This is a genomic window from Halodurantibacterium daqingense, assembly GCF_042666235.1.
In the GTDB taxonomy this organism is placed as follows: Bacteria; Pseudomonadota; Alphaproteobacteria; order Rhodobacterales; family Rhodobacteraceae; genus Halodurantibacterium; species Halodurantibacterium daqingensis.
Map to the genome: position 1 here is coordinate 25,488 of NZ_JBHTFQ010000006.1, position 14,696 is coordinate 40,183.

Below are 14,696 nucleotides of genomic sequence, written 5' to 3' on the forward strand. Positions count from 1 at the left end.
CGCCCGGGGGCGCCCTCTGATCTCATTTCTCGGGGATCAGCCCCCTGGGGCTGAAGCGCAGCACCAGAAGCAGCACCACCCCCATCGTCAGCAGCCGCATATGCGCCGCCGAATCCAGCAGATGCGTCCGCAGCGCCCCGTCGGCCATGCCCGCCGTCACCGCCCCGATCAGCCAGAGGCCGATCGGTTCGACCATGACCCAAAGCCACCAGATCAGGAAACCGCCCAGAACCGCGCCCCAGTTGTTGCCCGATCCGCCGACAATCACCATCACCCAGATGAGGAAGGTGAAGCGCAGCGGCTGATAGGTGCCGGGGGTCAACTGCCCGTCCAGCGTGGTCATCATCGCGCCGGCGATGCCGCAGACCGCGCAGCCCAGGATGAAGATCTGCAGATGCCGCCGCGTCACATCCTTGCCCATGGCGGCCGCCGCCACCTCGTTGTCGCGGATGGCACGCATCATCCGGCCCCAGGGGGACCGCAGCGCCATTTCAGCCAGCCAGACCAGCACCAGAAGCACCACGATGAACAGGCCCGCATAGGCCAGCTTGACCGCGATCCCCGAGGCCGCGACCGGATCAAGGCCCCAGCCCGTGACCCGCGTCACAAAGCCCTCGCTGCGCTGCAGATCCACCTCGAAGGGAACGGGGCGGGGCAGGCCCACGACGTTCTTCACGCCGCGGCTCAGCCAGTCCTCGTTCTTCAGCATGGCGATGATGATCTCGGCGATGCCAAGCGTCGCGATGGCAAGGTAGTCCGAGCGCAGGCCCAGCGCCGTCTTGCCGATCAGCCAGGCCACGCCCGCTGCCAGCAACCCGCCCGCCGGCCAGGACAGCAGGATCGGCAGGCCCAGCCCGCCCAGATAGCCGGTCGCGGCCGGGTTCACCGCCTCGATCGCGCTGACGCCGGGATCGAAGACCGCACGGAACAGGAAGAAGCCACCCACCAGGATCACCACGATCCCCAGTCCGCGCATCCGGCCCTGCGGCATCCGTTTCCAGAACAGCACCGCTGCCGCGATGGTCATGGCCCCCAGCACAAGCCCCAGGATCACCTGAAGGCCGCCGGCCGCCCAGGCCTCGTGCACCGGCGGCATCGAGATCAGCACCGCCGCCAGGCCGCCCAGCGCCACGAAGCCCATGATCCCGATGTTGAACAGCCCCGCAAAGCCCCATTGCATGTTGACCCCCAGCGCAAGGATCGCCGAGATGAGGCCCATGTTGAAGATCGTCAGGGTGACGTTCCAGCTCTGGGTGATGCCGGTCAGCAGGAACAGCAGCGCCACAAGGGCAAACAGCCCGAGGTTTCTCAGGTTCACGCTCATGACTGTTGCCCCTTGAACAGGCCCGTCGGCTTGAACAGAAGCACGATGATGAGGATCGTGAAGCTGACGGCGAATTTGTAGTCGGTGGAAAGAAGCTGCACCAGCCCCTCGGGTGCGAGGGTATCGGGCAGGATATAGGTCAGAAACCGCTTGAAGGCATAGGTCACCGTGATCTCGGAATAGGCGATGATGAACCCGCCCGCGATCGCCCCCAGCGGATTGCCCAGCCCGCCCACGATCGCCGAGGCGAAGATCGGCAACAGAAGCTGGAAATAGGTGAAGGCCTTGAAGCTTTTATCAAGCCCGTAAAGCACCCCCGCCGTTGTCGCCAGCGCCGCCGTGATGACCCAGGTCACCGCCACCACCCGTTCGGGGTTGATGCCCGAAAGCAGCGCCAGATCCTCGTTGTCGGAAAAGGCCCGCATCGACTTGCCGGTGCGGGTATTCTTCAGGAACCAGAACAGCGCCGCCACGATGATGACCGCCGCGATCACCGTGATGACCTGCGTGGTGCGGATCGCCAGCCCCTCGGCGAGGCCCGTCATTTCACGAAAGCCCCGGGCGTCGATCACGAAGCGTGCGCCATCGTCAAAGCGGTATTCGTTCACCCCGATGCCAAAGCGCACCAGCGCGTTCATCACGAACATCACCCCCAGCGATACCATGACCAGGATCACCGGCGCCGCCCGCACCTTGCGGTAGAAGCGATAGACGATACGGTCGGTGCTCAGAAGCAGCAGCGCCGTGACCGCAATCGCCACCGGCAGCGCCAGAAGCGCCGTCGGCAGCGGCCCGAGCGAGACGCCGAGCGCCTGCAACCCCCAGGTGACGAGGATGGCGATCATGGTGCCGAAGGCCATCGTGTCGCCATGGGCGAAGTTGGAAAAGCGCAGGATGCCGAAGATCAGCGTGACCCCCAGCGCCCCCAGCGCGAGCTGCGCCCCATAGGCCGTGGCCGGCACGATGACGAAGTTGGTCAACACGACCAGTGCATTGAGAAGATCCATCGCTTCAGCCCCCCAGGAAGGTTCTGCGGACCTCGGGGTCGGCCAGAAGCGCCGCGCCGGTGTCGGTATATCGGTTTGCGCCCTGCACAAGCACATAGCCCATGTCGGCGATCTCCAGCGCCTGCCGGGCGTTCTGTTCCACCATGAGGATCGAGATGCCGGTGCGCGCCACCTCGATGATCCGGTCGAACAGCTCATCCATCACGATCGGGCTGACACCGGCGGTGGGTTCGTCCAGCATCAGGACCTTGGGCTGGGTCATCAGGGCCCGGCCCACGGCGACCTGCTGCCGCTGGCCGCCCGAAAGCTCGCCCGCCGGCTGCCGGCGCTTTTCCCGCAGGATCGGGAAGAGGTCATAGACCTGCTCCATCGTCGGACGGATGTCGTCGCGGCGCAGGAAGGCGCCCATTTCAAGGTTCTCCTCGACCGTCATCGAGGTGAAGATGTTCTGCGTCTGCGGCACGAAGGCCATGCCCTTGGCAACGCGGTCCTGCGGCGACAGCGCGGTGATATCCTCGCCATCCAGCCGCACCGCGCCCCCGCGCAGCTTCAGCATTCCGAAGACGGCCTTCATCGCGGTGGACTTGCCGGCGCCGTTCGGCCCCACGATCACCGCAATCTGGCCCTTTTCGACGGCAAGCGTGCAGCCGTGCAGGATATCGACCGGGCCATAGCCGCCCGTCATGTTCTCGCCGATGAGAAAGCTCATGCCGTGCCCCCCACGACCTTGTTCTTGAGCCCGGTGCCCAGATAGGCCTCGATCACCCGTTCGTCGTTCTTGACCTCTTCGACCGTGCCCTCGGCCAGCACCTTGCCCTCGGCCATGCAGATGACCGGGTCGCAGAGGCGGCCGATGAAGTCCATGTCATGCTCGATCACGCAGAAGGTATAGCCGCGTTCGCGGTTCAGCCGCACGATGGCATCCCCGATCGTGTTCAGAAGCGTGCGGTTCACGCCCGCGCCGACTTCATCCAGAAAGACGATCTTGGCATCGACCATCATGGTCCGCCCCAGCTCCAGCAGTTTCTTCTGCCCGCCCGAGATGTTCGAGGCGCGTTCCTCCGCCAGATGGCTGATGGTGAGGAACTCCAGCACCTCGTCCGCCTTGCGGCGCAGCGCGCGTTCCTCTTCGGCGATGGCGCGGCGGCGGAACCAGGTGTTCCACAACGTTTCGCCCAGTTGCCCGGCCGGCACCATCATCAGGTTTTCCCGCACGGTCATCGAGCTGAATTCATGCGCGATCTGGAAGGTGCGCAGCAGCCCCTTGTGAAACAGCGCATGCGGCGGAAGGCCGGTGATATCCTCGCCATCCATCAGCACGCGCCCCGAAGTGGCCGGAAGCCGCCCCGCGATGACATTGAACAGCGTGGTCTTGCCCGCGCCGTTCGGTCCGATCAGCCCGGTGATCGAGCCTTTCCTGATCTCCAGCGAAGCGCCATCGACGGCATGGAAGCCCCCGAAGTGCTTGTGGAGGTTCTCCACGACGATCATTGCTGATCTCCCTGTTGCCATAGTCTTGCGCCGGGGCGCAGCCTGGCCTTGATTATTGAAACAGCCCGGCCTTTCGCCGGGCTGCCTGGCCTTGTCAAACGTGACGCAGGGTCAACGGAAGCCGACCGTCTCGATCACGCCGTCGCGGATCTCGATTTCGCGGTAATTGCCTGCGCTTTCACCGGGGCCGATCAGGTCAACGGCTGTCGCGCCGACATAATCGACCTCGCCGCCTTCCTTCAGGATCTCGATCGCGCGGGCAAGATCGCCCGGCATGATCTCTTCGCCGGGGCCGTTGGCGACCGACATGATGTGATCCTTGAAGACGGCCGGATCGGTCGAACCCGAGGCCTGCATCGCCAGCAGGATCAGCGCGGCGGCGTCATAGCTTTCGGCCGCGAAGGCCGAGGTGCCGTCAAAGCCCGCCTCTGCCGCCATTTCGGCAAAGATCGAGGCGCCTTCGCTGTCGGTGCCGGGATACTGACCGAAGGATCCGTTCAGCCCGTCGCCGATATTGGCCACAAGCGCCTCGCCCACCATGCCGTCGGGCAGCACGAAGGTGTCGAAGGCGCCGGTATCAAGCGCCGCCTGGATGATGCCGCGGCCGCCCTGATCGACATAGCCGGCCACCACCAGCACCTCGCCCCCGGCCGAGGCCAGCGCGCCCACTTCGGCCGAATAGTCGGCCTTGCCGTCCTCGTGGGCGGCGTTGATCGTCACGGTGCCGCCCGCTTCGGTGAAGGCCGCGGCAAAGCTGTCGGCAAGGCCCTTGCCGTAGTCGTTGTTGGTATAGGTCACGGCCACGGTGTTGATGCCGCGATCACGCAGGATCTCGGTCATCACGACGCCCTGGCGCGCGTCCGACGGGGCGGTGCGGAAGAACAGGCCGTCATCCTCGGCGGTGGACAGCGCCGGCGAGGTGGCCGAGGGCGACACCATCACGATGCCGTTCGGGCGCGCGACGTTCTGCAGGATGGCCGTGGTCACACCCGAGCAATCGGCCCCCATGAGCGCCTGAACGCCTTCCGAAGTCACCAGCCGTTCCGCTGCCGCGGTGGCCGCCGAGGCGTCGATGCAGGTCGAATCGGCGCGGACCGTGCTGACCGTCTGGCCGTCCAGCAGCGTGCCCGCCGCATTCACCTCGGCAACCGCCAGTTCCGCTCCGGCAGCCATCGCGGGGGTGATCGATTCCAGCGGGCCGGTGAAGCCGAGGATGATGCCGATCTTGATGTCTTGCGCGGCTGCGGCACCGGCCATCAGCGTCAGCGCGGCGGTGCTGGTCAGAAGCAGTTTTTTCATTCTTGTCTCCCATGTTGGTCGAAGCGCAAAGCGCCTGCAGGGCAGGTTAGAGCGGCTTCAAACGAAAGGGAAGCACTTCCAGAAGCTGTTTCATGCCAGAAAATTGCGCATCTCAACCGCCGGGCGATCCTGCACAAAGCCGCGTCGCTTCTGCTGCAAGGCTTGGCATCGCCTGTGGCGCGACTAGGTTGTCATGGACCCCGCCGCGGCCCCGCGTTGCGGCGCCCCAGCCCGGCGCAGCCCGGCCTGCGCGCCCATGCCCTTGCGAAGGCGGCGCCCTCCGGCCGCACCGCCCGCGCCGAGGGTCGAACAGAAGGAGATACCGATGCGTCCGATCATGCCCGTTGTCCTTGGAACCGGCCTTGCGCTGGCGCAGTTTTCAGCCCCCGCGCTGGCGCAGGACGGAACGCTTGATGCAAGCGCCGGTCCGCTTGCCCTGACCACCGTGGCCGACGCGCTGCAGGAACCCTGGGCGATCGGCTTCCTGACAGATGGCGCCTTTCTGGTGACCGAGCGTGACGGCCGGCTTCTGCATTTCGATGCCGAGGGCAACCGCACCGAGGTTTCGGGCGTGCCCGAGGTTCACGCCGAAGGGCAGGGCGGGCTGCTGGACATCCTCGTGCCCGAGGATTTCGCCACCACGCGCGAGATCTTCTTCAGCTTTGCCCGTGCGCAGGATCAGGGCGCAGGCACGGCCCTTGCGCGGGCCAGGCTGGACGACGGCGCGACGGCGCTTTCCGAGGTCGAGGTGATCTTCGAGGCCGCCGACGGGGGCTTCACCACGGGGCGGCACTTCGGTTCACGCATCGTCGAAGGCGCGGATGGCACCTTGTTCCTGGGGCTGGGGGACCGGGGCGTCGATGAGACGGCGCAGGATCTGGGCAATCACAACGGCGCCATCATCCGCGTCAACCGCGACGGCACCGTGCCCGAGGACAATCCCTTTCAGGGCCAGGACGACGCGCAGCCCGAGATCTGGTCCTACGGCCATCGCAACATCCAGGGCATGGCGCGCGACGCCGACGGCCAGCTCTGGGCCTCCGAGCATGGCGCGCGGGGCGGCGACGAGGTGAACCGGGTCGAACCGGGGCTCAACTATGGCTGGCCCGTGATCGCCTATGGCGTGAATTACGATGGCAGCCCGATCGGGATCGGAACCGAGGCCGAGGGCATGGAGCAGCCGGTTCATTACTGGGATCCGTCGCCCGCACCCTCGGGCCACATGATCTATTCGGGAACGCTGTGGCCGGAATGGGAGGGGCACCATTTCATCGGCACGCTGCAGGGCGATCATATCGCGCGGCTCGATCCGGCCGACTGGTCCGAGGAGCAGCTTGGCAACGATCAGACCATCCGCATCCGCGACGTGCGTGAGGCGCCGGATGGCTCGATCTGGTTCCTGTCGATCGGCGAAGGCGCGGTGATGCGGCTGGCCCCGGCCGAATGAGCGGCGGGTGGCGGCGCGGAACGCAGCGACAAGCCCGGGCCCACCCCCTTGCCCGCGCGGGTGCGGCGCCCTGACAGCCGCGACCGCACCGCGGCCCCGGCCATCGCGGCGCAGACTGGCCTGACCGCCCCGGCGGAGGTGGCGCTAAACCGGGGCCACTGCGGTCCGCGCCCGCGCAATCAGGTGGCCGTCACCCGCCGCTAGGCCGGCAGGCGCAACAGCTGTGCGCCACGTTCGCGATAGGGCGTGGTCTGAAACTGCGCGCGGTAGCATTTCGAGAAATGCGACGGGCTTGCAAAGCCGCAGGCCAGCGCCACGTTGATCACGCTCATGTCCGTCTGCATCAGAAGGTTGCGGGCCTTCTGCAGCCGCAGTTCCATGTAATAGCGCTTCGGGCTGCGGTTGAGATAGCGGCGGAACAGCCGCTCCAGCTGGCGGGTCGAGAGGCCGACATCCTGTGCCAGAACCGACGGGGAGATCGGCTCCTCGATCCGGCGTTCCATGATCTGGATGACCTGGCTGAGTCTCGGGTGCCGGACGCCGATCCGCGTGGGGATCGACAGGCGTTGACCGTCCTGATCGGTGCGGATCGCGCTGTAGATCAACTGGTCGGCGACGCCATTCGCCAGATCCTCGCCATGATCCTCGGCGATCAGCTTGAGCATGAGATCGATGGATGATGCCCCCCCGGCCGCGGACAGCCGGTTGCCGTCGATCACATAGACGGATTTCGTGAGCCGGACGTTCTCGAACTCTTCCATGAAGCTGTCACGGTTTTCCCAGTGGATCGTGGCCCGGCGCCCCTCAAGCAGCCCGGCCCGGGCCAACGCGTAGCTGCCGGTGCACAGCCCGCCGATGGTCACCCCGCGCCGCGCCGCGCGGCGCAGCCAGTTCAGCACCGCGCGCCCCGTCGCCGCCTGGACATCGATGCCACCGCAGACCAGCACCGTGTCGTCGCGCTCGATCTCGTCCAGCCCCATGTCCAGCTTCAGGGCAGCGCCGTTGGAACAGTGGGCAAAGGCGCCGCCCTCGCCGGCAAGCGTCCAGCGATACAGGCTGTGCCCCGACACCCGGTTGGCGATGCGCAGCGGCTCGATCGCGCCGGCGAAGGACATCATGGTGAACCGCTCCAGCAGCAGAAAGATGAACCGGCGGCCCTGCGGCAGGGAAGAGGCGCGGTCGGTCCTGCGCGGGAGGTCGTTCATCTCAGAGCCCGTTCTTGCGGTGTCGTGCCAGCGAAACAGCAAAACGCAGCGCCCTTCAAGTGGGCAGATCGGGGATTGAGGCTTTGCAGGACGGGTTTGTAGCGTTATACCGCAGGCTGCTATCGCTAACCGGAGTAGAACCATGACCAAGGGCTGGAACAAGGCTGACTGGCGCAGCAAACCGCGCATCCAGATGCCCGACTATACGGATAAGGCCGCGCTGACTGCCGTCGAGGCGCAGCTTGCCAAATATCCGCCCCTGGTCTTTGCCGGCGAGGCCCGCAAGCTGCGCCGCGCCCTGGGCGAGGTGGCGGAAGGCCGCGCCTTTCTGCTTCAGGGTGGCGATTGCGCGGAAAGCTTCTCGGAATTCACGGCCGACACGATCCGCGACACCTTCAAGGTGATGTTGCAGATGGCGGTGGTGCTGACCTTCGGCGCCAAGGTTCCGGTGGTCAAGGTGGGCCGCATGGCCGGGCAATTCGCCAAGCCGCGCTCGGCCCCGACCGAGATGGTGGGCGGCGTCGAACTGCCCAGCTACCGGGGCGACATCATCAACGGCTTCGACTTCACCCCCGAGGCCCGGATCCCCGATCCGCAGCGGATGCTGCAGGCCTATACGCAGGCGGCGGCCAGCCTCAACCTGCTGCGCGCCTTCTCCACCGGCGGTTTCGCCGATATCCACCGGGTGCACAGCTGGACGCTGGGCTTCACCGAGGGCGAAAAGGCGGAACGCTACCGCGACCTGTCGAACCGGATCGCCGATGCGCTGGACTTCATGAACGCCGCCGGCGTCACCGCCGATACGGCGCATGAACTTGCGACCGTCGATTTCTACACCAGCCACGAGGCCCTTCTGCTGGAATACGAAGAGGCGCTGTGCCGGATCGACAGCACCACCGGACTGCCGGTGGCCGGATCGGGGCACATGCTCTGGATCGGCGACCGGACGCGCCAGCCCGACGGCGCGCATGTAGAGTTCTGTCGGGGCGTGCAGAACCCGATCGGCCTCAAATGCGGGCCGAGCCTCTCGACCGACGACCTGCGGATCCTCGTCGAGAAGCTCAACCCCGAGAACGAGCCCGGACGCCTGACGCTGATCGCGCGCTTCGGGGCAGGGGCCGTCGGCGACCACCTGCCGCGCCTGATCCGCGCCGTGCAGGAAATGGGCGCCAAGGTGGTCTGGACCTGCGACCCGATGCATGGCAACACGATCAAGTCGGCCTCGGGCTTCAAGACCCGCCCGTTCGAAAGCGTGCTGCGCGAGGTGCGCGAGTTCTTCGCGGTGCACAAGGCCGAAGGCACCATCCCCGGCGGCGTTCATTTCGAGATGACCGGCAAGGACGTGACCGAATGCACCGGAGGCGTGCGTGCCGTGACGGACGAGGATCTGTCCAGCCGCTATCACACCGCCTGCGATCCGCGCCTGAACGCCAGCCAGGCGCTTGAACTTGCCTTCCTGGTCGCGGAAGAGCTTTCGGCGGGGCGCAACGGCGCGGCGCGGCGCGCGGTGATCTGATCTCGCCGGTGAAGCGGTAACCGGACGGCCCCGCCCCTGGTGGCGCGGGCCGTCGTCATGGCGCCCAGGGGCCGGGACCGCAGTGCGCCGCCGCCGGGCTTGGAGATACCGCGTCTGGCCGCCGCGTCGCCTCCTGAGCGCGCAACCGGCGATCTGCCCAGGCGCCGTCCGCGCAGGACGCAGCGGCGCCGCCTGCAATCTGCCTCGCCGGAGGGCAGACGAGGGCCGGGCGCGCCAGCGGGCTTGAGCCGGCAAATGTCAGGCCGGAAACTGTCAGGCGGGCGAAGGTCAGGCGGGCGTGTCGCTTTTGACCAGCCGCAGATAGGGGCGCGGCGCGTGGTGGAAGCCGGGGGCAGGTTCGGCAAAGCCGGCCGGAGCGGCAGCCGGAGCCACTCCGCTCGGCGCTGTATCCTCCGGCTTGGCCAAGGGGATGGTGCGGGCCTCGGTTACCGTGAGGCGCCGCGGCGGGCGGCCAAGCTCCCCCTCCAGAACCAGGCAGCCCAGGGCGCGGCTGATCTCGCCCCGCGCGTCGCGCAGCGGCAACAACAGCAGCGCGCCGCCCATCGCCGGCCGCCCGATCCCACCGGGGGCGCGCAGGCCAAGCTCGGCCACATGCGGCGTGATGAAGACGCCCTCGAGCAGGCGCCCCAGCATGTCGCGTGCCTCCGGCAGGAACAGCGAGGACAGCGGCATGCCGCGCACCTCCATGCCCATGATGTCGTTCAGATGCATCCCCGCAACCCGCAACCGCGCCAGCCCGGGCGCGATACGCTCCAGCACGAAGGCATGTTCCAGCGCGTTCTCGATTCCGCGGGGATCGACCTGCGTGCGCAGCGGGATCTGGCCATCCTGCCGCAGCGCCTCCCAGTAGGCGCGGACTTCCTCGATGATGCCGTGACGCATCGACGTTCTTTCCCGGATGAAGGGCAGCACCTCGGCGCCACGACCCTCTGTCATCATATCCATTGCACGACCATAGCCGCCGGCTGTCCTGCGCAGATGCCGCTGCGCGTTGCCGGCAAGGCTACCCTCTGTTAACCTTACACAAGAAATACTTACCAAAGTATTAATAGCACCGACCCTGCATGAAGTCCGAAGGAATTTAACTAAATGGTAAACTCGATGACGGGCTTCGCGACGCTGCGCGGTCAGGGGGCCGGGGCGGAATGGGTCTGGATCTGCGCGGCGTGAACGGCAAGGGGCTGGATCTGAGGCTGCGCCTGCCCGACGGGATCGAAGGGTTGGAACCGGCGCTGCGCCCGATGATCGCGCGTGCCGTGGCGCGGGGCAACGTCTCGCTGTCGCTGCGCCTGTCGCGGGTGGCTGGCTCCACGGCGCCACGGCTTGATCCGGTGGCGCTGGAGGCGACGCTTGCCGCGCTCTGGCAGATCGAACGCGCCGCGGCCGACCGGGGCCTGACGCTGGCGCCGGCGCGCAGCAGCGAGATCCTTGGACTGCGTGGCCTGCTCGACAGCGGGGCCGACAGCGATGCCGACAGCGCGCCGCTGCTGGCCGCGCTGCTGGCTGATGTTCCGGCGCTGCTGGCCGCGTTCAACGCGATGCGCGCGACCGAAGGGCAGGCGCTGGCGGAAACGCTGGGCCGTCAGATCGACGCCGTCGCCGCACTGGTGGATCAGGCTGCGGTCGAAGCGGAAGCGCGACGCCCCCAGGCGCAAGCAACCCTGCGCGACGCTCTTGCGCGGGTGATGGAGGCTGCGCCGGGCGCCGATCCTGACCGGGTGGCCCAGGAACTGGCGCTTCTGGCCGTGAAATCCGATGTGACCGAGGAGATCGACCGCCTGCGCGCCCATGTGACGGCCGCGCGCACATTGCTGGCGGCGGCAGGGCCGGTCGGGCGCAAGCTCGACTTCCTGATGCAGGAATTCAACCGCGAGGCCAATACCCTGTGCGCCAAGGCCCAGTCGGTCGGGCTGACGCGGCTGGGCCTTGACCTCAAGGCGGTCATCGATCAGATGCGCGAACAGGTCCAGAATGTGGAGTGAGCCATGACGCGGCGCGGGCTTCTGATCATCCTATCCTCTCCGTCGGGGGCGGGCAAATCGACGCTTGCACGGCGGCTGATGACCTGGGATCCCAGCCTGCGCTTTTCGGTGTCTGCCACGACCCGCGCCCCGCGCCCCGGCGAGGTGGACGGGCGCGAATACTATTTCCGCAGCCGCGAGACCTTCCTGCAGATGGTCGAGGACGGCGAGATGCTGGAACATGCCGAGGTGTTCGGCAATTTCTACGGTTCGCCCAAGGGACCGGTGGAGCAGGCCATGCAGGACGGCCGCGACACGCTTTTCGACATCGACTGGCAGGGCGGGCAGCAGGTGCGAAATTCCTCGCTTGGCAAGGATGTGGTGTCGATCTTCGTGCTGCCGCCCAGCATCGCCGAGCTTGACCGCCGCCTGCGCGAACGCGCCCAGGACAGCGATGAGGTGATCGCAACCCGCATGGCCAAGAGCCGGGACGAAATCAGCCACTGGGCCGAGTATGACTATGTCCTCGTGAACCGCGATCTTGACAGGGCCGAGGCGGATCTGCGCACGATCATCATGGCTGAGCGGATGCGCCGCGATCGCCAGCCGGGGCTGACCGATTTCGTTCGCGGCCTCAACCGGGAATTCGAGGACCGCCCATGATGTACGAATTCGAAGGCCATGTACCGCATCTTCCCGCGACCGGGGATTACTGGGTCGCCCCCGGCGCGCATGTCATCGGCAAGGTGGTGCTGGAAGAGGGTGTCTCGGTCTGGTTCGGCGCGGTGCTGCGCGGCGACAACGAGGTGATCCATGTCGGCGCCGGAACAAATATTCAGGAAAACGCGGTGCTGCACACCGACTGGGGATTTCCGCTGACACTGGGTGCAAACTGCACCATCGGCCACAAGGCGATGCTGCATGGCTGCACCATCGGCGACCAGAGCCTGATCGGCATGGGCGCCACGGTGCTGAACGGGGCGAAGATCGGGCGCAACTGCCTGATCGGCGCCGGCGCGCTGATCACCGAGGGCAAGGAAATCCCCGATGGCAGCCTGGTCATGGGAACCCCCGGAAAGGTGGTGCGCCCGCTTGACGACGCGGCCATTGACCGGCTGCGGCTCAGCGCCGAGAACTACTGCGCCAACATGCGCCGCTTCCGCGACGGGCTGCGCGCGCTTTGACCTCAACGACAGGACCCCGGATGACCCATACGCCCGTGCGCCGCACGCCCTGGCCCGAAAGCTCCAGCCGTGCCGTGGTGACACCGCTGCAACCCTCGGTGGTCTATGCCTCGGACACGCCCGATGCGCTGGACGCCCAGTATGAAGGCCGCACCCCGGGCTTCACCTATGCCCGCGAAGGCCATCCCAATGCCACCGTGCTGGCGCAGAAGATCGACGCGCTGGAAGGGGCCGAGGGCGGCATTATCGTCGGTTCGGGCATGGCGGCGGTGACGGCGGTGATGCTGGGGCTTCTGAAGGCCGGAGATCATGTGCTTGGCGGCGATCAGCTTTACGGACGGTCGTTGCGCATGCTGGCGCAGGACCTGCCGCGCATGGGCATCACCACCAGCCTTGCCGACCCGACGGATGTGGCGGCCATGGCGGCCGCGCTGCGCCCGGAAACCCGCATGATCCTGGTCGAGGTCGTCTCGAACCCGACACTGCGGGTGGCCGATATGGAAGGCATCGCCCGGCTGGCGCAGGACCGCGGCGTGCTTCTGGTCGTGGACAATACCTTCACCACGCCGCGCGGCTATCGCCCCTTTGACCACGGCGCCGATATCGTCATTCATTCGGTCACCAAGCTGCTGGCCGGCCATTCGGATGTGACGCTTGGCTATGTGGCGCTGCGCGATCCGGCGCTGCGCCGGCCGGTCTATGACGCGGCCACGACCTTCGGGCTCACGCCCAGCCCGTTCGACTGCTGGCTGGCCGAGCGGGGGCTTTATTCCTTCAACCTCCGCTATGACCGGGCCGAGGAAAACGCCGCCCGTCTGGCCGACCATCTGGCGACGCTTCCGGGCATCCGCCGGGTGATCTACCCCACCCGCGCCGATCACCCCGATCACAACCGCGCGCTGGCGCTGCTGGGGCGGCGGGGCGGCAACATGCTGTCGTTCGAGCTTGAGGGCGGCAGGGCGGCGGCCAATGCGCTGACGCGGGCCGCACCGAACATCGCCTTCGCGCCGACGCTGGGCGACATCGGCACCACCCTTTCGCATCCGCCATCCTCGTCGCACCGGGCGCTTACGCCCGAAGCGCGTGCGGCACTTGGCATCAGCGAGGGGTTTTTCCGGGTCTCGGTCGGAGTCGAGGAGATCGAGATCCTGATGGCCGAGTTTACCGAAGCCGTCGCAGCCGCCGCGCGGGCCTAGCCGCCAGCCGATCCTGCCGTGGCGGCACATCCCGCGGCGGCGCGGCCGCCAATCGGGCCGATCGCGGCGGCATGGTCGGCTATCGGGCAGTGCTGGTGACTGCCCGCCGGGAACCGCCTCCTGCCCGAATTGGCGCGACATTCCGGCCCGGCACCGTCAGCGCGGCCCGGACGGTCACGCCTTCGTCCCGAGCGCTGACGCAGGGACGAGCGCGGCAGAGGCCTGCATCAGCCGGTGTGGACGAACCGGTGCGCGGGGTCTTGCCGTCCCGGGCCGCGCAAGCGCTGCGGCGCCAGCAGGTGCCGCAGCCGTGATCCGGAGGGCGGCGGCGCCTTCGTGCGGAGCATAAGCGGCATCCGGGGCCGTGCCTTCAAAGGCTTGTCGCCCTGCCGGGGATGGAAGTCCGGCTCTCTCCGGCCCGGCCGGTTGCTGACAGCGAATGCGCCGGTGCCACCGGCACGCCGCGGGCGCCGCCGGACGATCCGGCGCCTGCCGGATTGCAGGTCAGACCCTGCGAAACGGGCCGTCGCCCCTCGCCAGGAGGGCGGCACTAGATCCTCGCGGGGGACATGAGTGTCATGGTGAAGCCGCGGCACAGCCGGCGCAACTCTGCCTCGACCAATTCGGGGCGGGGCAGGTGCGGGGCGGCGATGACCAACGCGCCCCGGAAGCGAAGCTGCGCCAGACGCCGCGCCAGATCGGAGGCGTCGAAGGTGCAGCTCATCAGCGGCGCAAGAACCAGGTCGGGCTGGACACGATCCAGAAGCCGTTCGTCCAGCATCCGGAAATGGCATGCCACGACGGCGGCATCCCGCGCCACCTGCATGATCGCCACGATCGCGTTGCTGCACTCGATTGCAAGGACGCGCCCGGCCAAGGCTGTTTCCGGCGCAGATGAAGGGGCAAAAGCTATGGTCACGGCATCAGTCTTGTGCAAATTCTTTGCAAGGCGGTCATCGCTACGGCTTCTTCAGTTCAATCGGAGAAACGAAAAAACGAACGAACTCACTGATACGAATCTGCGGTAGCACAGAAAGCGGCCGCA

General features: G+C 67.1%; 13 protein-coding genes and 1 pseudogene. 6 read left to right on the plus strand and 8 right to left on the minus strand.

What is annotated here, in order from left to right; genetic code table 11:
* Positions 1 to 22: 22 nt before the first annotated feature.
* The 5 genes from ACFQXB_RS11765 to ACFQXB_RS11785 all read right to left on the minus strand — a co-directional run bounded on the left by ACFQXB_RS11765 (position 23) and on the right by ACFQXB_RS11785 (position 5,121).
* Positions 23 to 1,324, minus strand: coding sequence for a branched-chain amino acid ABC transporter permease (locus tag ACFQXB_RS11765; RefSeq protein WP_377403743.1), 1,302 nt, complete (start codon positions 1,322 to 1,324; stop codon positions 23 to 25).
* Positions 1,321 to 2,331 carry a branched-chain amino acid ABC transporter permease gene (locus ACFQXB_RS11770; RefSeq protein WP_377403745.1) on the minus strand — a complete coding sequence of 337 codons (1,011 nt, stop codon included), beginning with the start codon at positions 2,329 to 2,331 and terminating at the stop codon, positions 1,321 to 1,323. Before ACFQXB_RS11770 ends, ACFQXB_RS11765 begins: the two co-directional genes overlap by 4 nt.
* A 4-nt stretch (positions 2,332 to 2,335) precedes the next feature.
* Entirely contained in the window at positions 2,336 to 3,040 is a 705-nt protein-coding gene (locus ACFQXB_RS11775; RefSeq protein ID WP_377403748.1) for an ABC transporter ATP-binding protein, read from the minus strand.
* Positions 3,037 to 3,822: an ABC transporter ATP-binding protein gene (locus ACFQXB_RS11780; RefSeq protein ID WP_377403751.1), complete on the minus strand. Its 786-nt coding sequence runs from the start codon at positions 3,820 to 3,822 to the stop codon at positions 3,037 to 3,039. Before ACFQXB_RS11780 ends, ACFQXB_RS11775 begins: the two co-directional genes overlap by 4 nt.
* A gap of 111 nt (positions 3,823 to 3,933) precedes the next feature.
* Positions 3,934 to 5,121, minus strand: coding sequence for an ABC transporter substrate-binding protein (locus tag ACFQXB_RS11785; RefSeq protein ID WP_377403754.1), 1,188 nt, complete (start codon positions 5,119 to 5,121; stop codon positions 3,934 to 3,936).
* Between the two features lie 325 nt (positions 5,122 to 5,446).
* Between ACFQXB_RS11785 and ACFQXB_RS11790 the strand changes: the two genes are divergently transcribed.
* The gene (locus ACFQXB_RS11790) at positions 5,447 to 6,568 is read left to right on the plus strand and encodes a PQQ-dependent sugar dehydrogenase (protein WP_377403757.1); all 1,122 of its coding nucleotides are present in this window, start codon (positions 5,447 to 5,449) and stop codon (positions 6,566 to 6,568) included.
* Between the two features lie 200 nt (positions 6,569 to 6,768).
* On the opposite strand, the gene ACFQXB_RS11795 is transcribed toward ACFQXB_RS11790, so the two are convergent.
* A complete protein-coding gene (locus tag ACFQXB_RS11795) occupies positions 6,769 to 7,773 on the minus strand; it encodes a GlxA family transcriptional regulator (protein ID WP_377403760.1) in 1,005 nt (334 codons plus the stop codon).
* A 142-nt stretch (positions 7,774 to 7,915) separates the two neighbouring features.
* Here ACFQXB_RS11795 and ACFQXB_RS11800 point away from each other — a divergent pair, with 142 nt between their 5' ends.
* On the plus strand, positions 7,916 to 9,289 hold the full coding sequence (locus ACFQXB_RS11800) for a class II 3-deoxy-7-phosphoheptulonate synthase (RefSeq protein ID WP_377403763.1): 1,374 nt from the start codon (positions 7,916 to 7,918) through the stop codon (positions 9,287 to 9,289).
* A 288-nt stretch (positions 9,290 to 9,577) separates the two neighbouring features.
* Here the strand turns inward: ACFQXB_RS11800 and ACFQXB_RS11805 are convergent, their stop codons facing one another.
* Positions 9,578 to 10,255, minus strand: a complete 678-nt coding sequence (locus ACFQXB_RS11805) for a PAS domain-containing protein (RefSeq protein ID WP_377403765.1) — start codon at positions 10,253 to 10,255, stop codon at positions 9,578 to 9,580.
* A gap of 144 nt (positions 10,256 to 10,399) precedes the next feature.
* On the opposite strand from ACFQXB_RS11805, the pseudogene ACFQXB_RS11810 reads away from it, so the two are divergent.
* From ACFQXB_RS11810 to ACFQXB_RS11825, 4 genes and pseudogenes are all read left to right on the plus strand, one after another.
* Positions 10,400 to 11,292, plus strand: a pseudogene (locus ACFQXB_RS11810) (YicC/YloC family endoribonuclease).
* A 3-nt stretch (positions 11,293 to 11,295) separates the two neighbouring features.
* On the plus strand, positions 11,296 to 11,934 hold the full coding sequence (gene gmk / locus ACFQXB_RS11815) for a guanylate kinase (protein WP_377403768.1): 639 nt from the start codon (positions 11,296 to 11,298) through the stop codon (positions 11,932 to 11,934).
* Positions 11,934 to 12,455, plus strand: a complete 522-nt coding sequence (locus ACFQXB_RS11820) for a gamma carbonic anhydrase family protein (protein WP_377404575.1) — start codon at positions 11,934 to 11,936, stop codon at positions 12,453 to 12,455. Before gmk ends, ACFQXB_RS11820 begins: the two co-directional genes overlap by 1 nt.
* Before the next feature lie 20 nt (positions 12,456 to 12,475).
* Positions 12,476 to 13,651, plus strand: coding sequence for a trans-sulfuration enzyme family protein (locus tag ACFQXB_RS11825; RefSeq protein ID WP_377403771.1), 1,176 nt, complete (start codon positions 12,476 to 12,478; stop codon positions 13,649 to 13,651).
* Positions 13,652 to 14,201: 550 nt separating this feature from the next.
* Here the strand turns inward: ACFQXB_RS11825 and ACFQXB_RS11830 are convergent.
* Entirely contained in the window at positions 14,202 to 14,528 is a 327-nt protein-coding gene (locus ACFQXB_RS11830; protein ID WP_377403774.1) for a hypothetical protein, read from the minus strand.
* Between the last annotated feature and the right edge of the window lie 168 nt (positions 14,529 to 14,696).

Coding starts and splice junctions, on each gene's coding strand:
- ACFQXB_RS11825 (WP_377403771.1), top strand. CDS start 12,476: ATGACCCATACGCCCGTGCGCCGCACGCCCTGGCCCGAAAGCTCCAGC.
- ACFQXB_RS11800 (WP_377403763.1), top strand. CDS start 7,916: ATGACCAAGGGCTGGAACAAGGCTGACTGGCGCAGCAAACCGCGCATC.
- ACFQXB_RS11805 (WP_377403765.1), bottom strand. CDS start 10,255: ATGGATATGATGACAGAGGGTCGTGGCGCCGAGGTGCTGCCCTTCATC.
- ACFQXB_RS11785 (WP_377403754.1), bottom strand. CDS start 5,121: ATGAAAAAACTGCTTCTGACCAGCACCGCCGCGCTGACGCTGATGGCC.
- ACFQXB_RS11780 (WP_377403751.1), bottom strand. CDS start 3,822: ATGATCGTCGTGGAGAACCTCCACAAGCACTTCGGGGGCTTCCATGCC.
- ACFQXB_RS11820 (WP_377404575.1), top strand. CDS start 11,934: ATGTACGAATTCGAAGGCCATGTACCGCATCTTCCCGCGACCGGGGAT.
- ACFQXB_RS11795 (WP_377403760.1), bottom strand. CDS start 7,773: ATGAACGACCTCCCGCGCAGGACCGACCGCGCCTCTTCCCTGCCGCAG.
- ACFQXB_RS11790 (WP_377403757.1), top strand. CDS start 5,447: ATGCGTCCGATCATGCCCGTTGTCCTTGGAACCGGCCTTGCGCTGGCG.
- ACFQXB_RS11765 (WP_377403743.1), bottom strand. CDS start 1,324: ATGAGCGTGAACCTGAGAAACCTCGGGCTGTTTGCCCTTGTGGCGCTG.
- ACFQXB_RS11775 (WP_377403748.1), bottom strand. CDS start 3,040: ATGAGCTTTCTCATCGGCGAGAACATGACGGGCGGCTATGGCCCGGTC.
- gmk (WP_377403768.1), top strand. CDS start 11,296: ATGACGCGGCGCGGGCTTCTGATCATCCTATCCTCTCCGTCGGGGGCG.
- ACFQXB_RS11770 (WP_377403745.1), bottom strand. CDS start 2,331: ATGGATCTTCTCAATGCACTGGTCGTGTTGACCAACTTCGTCATCGTG.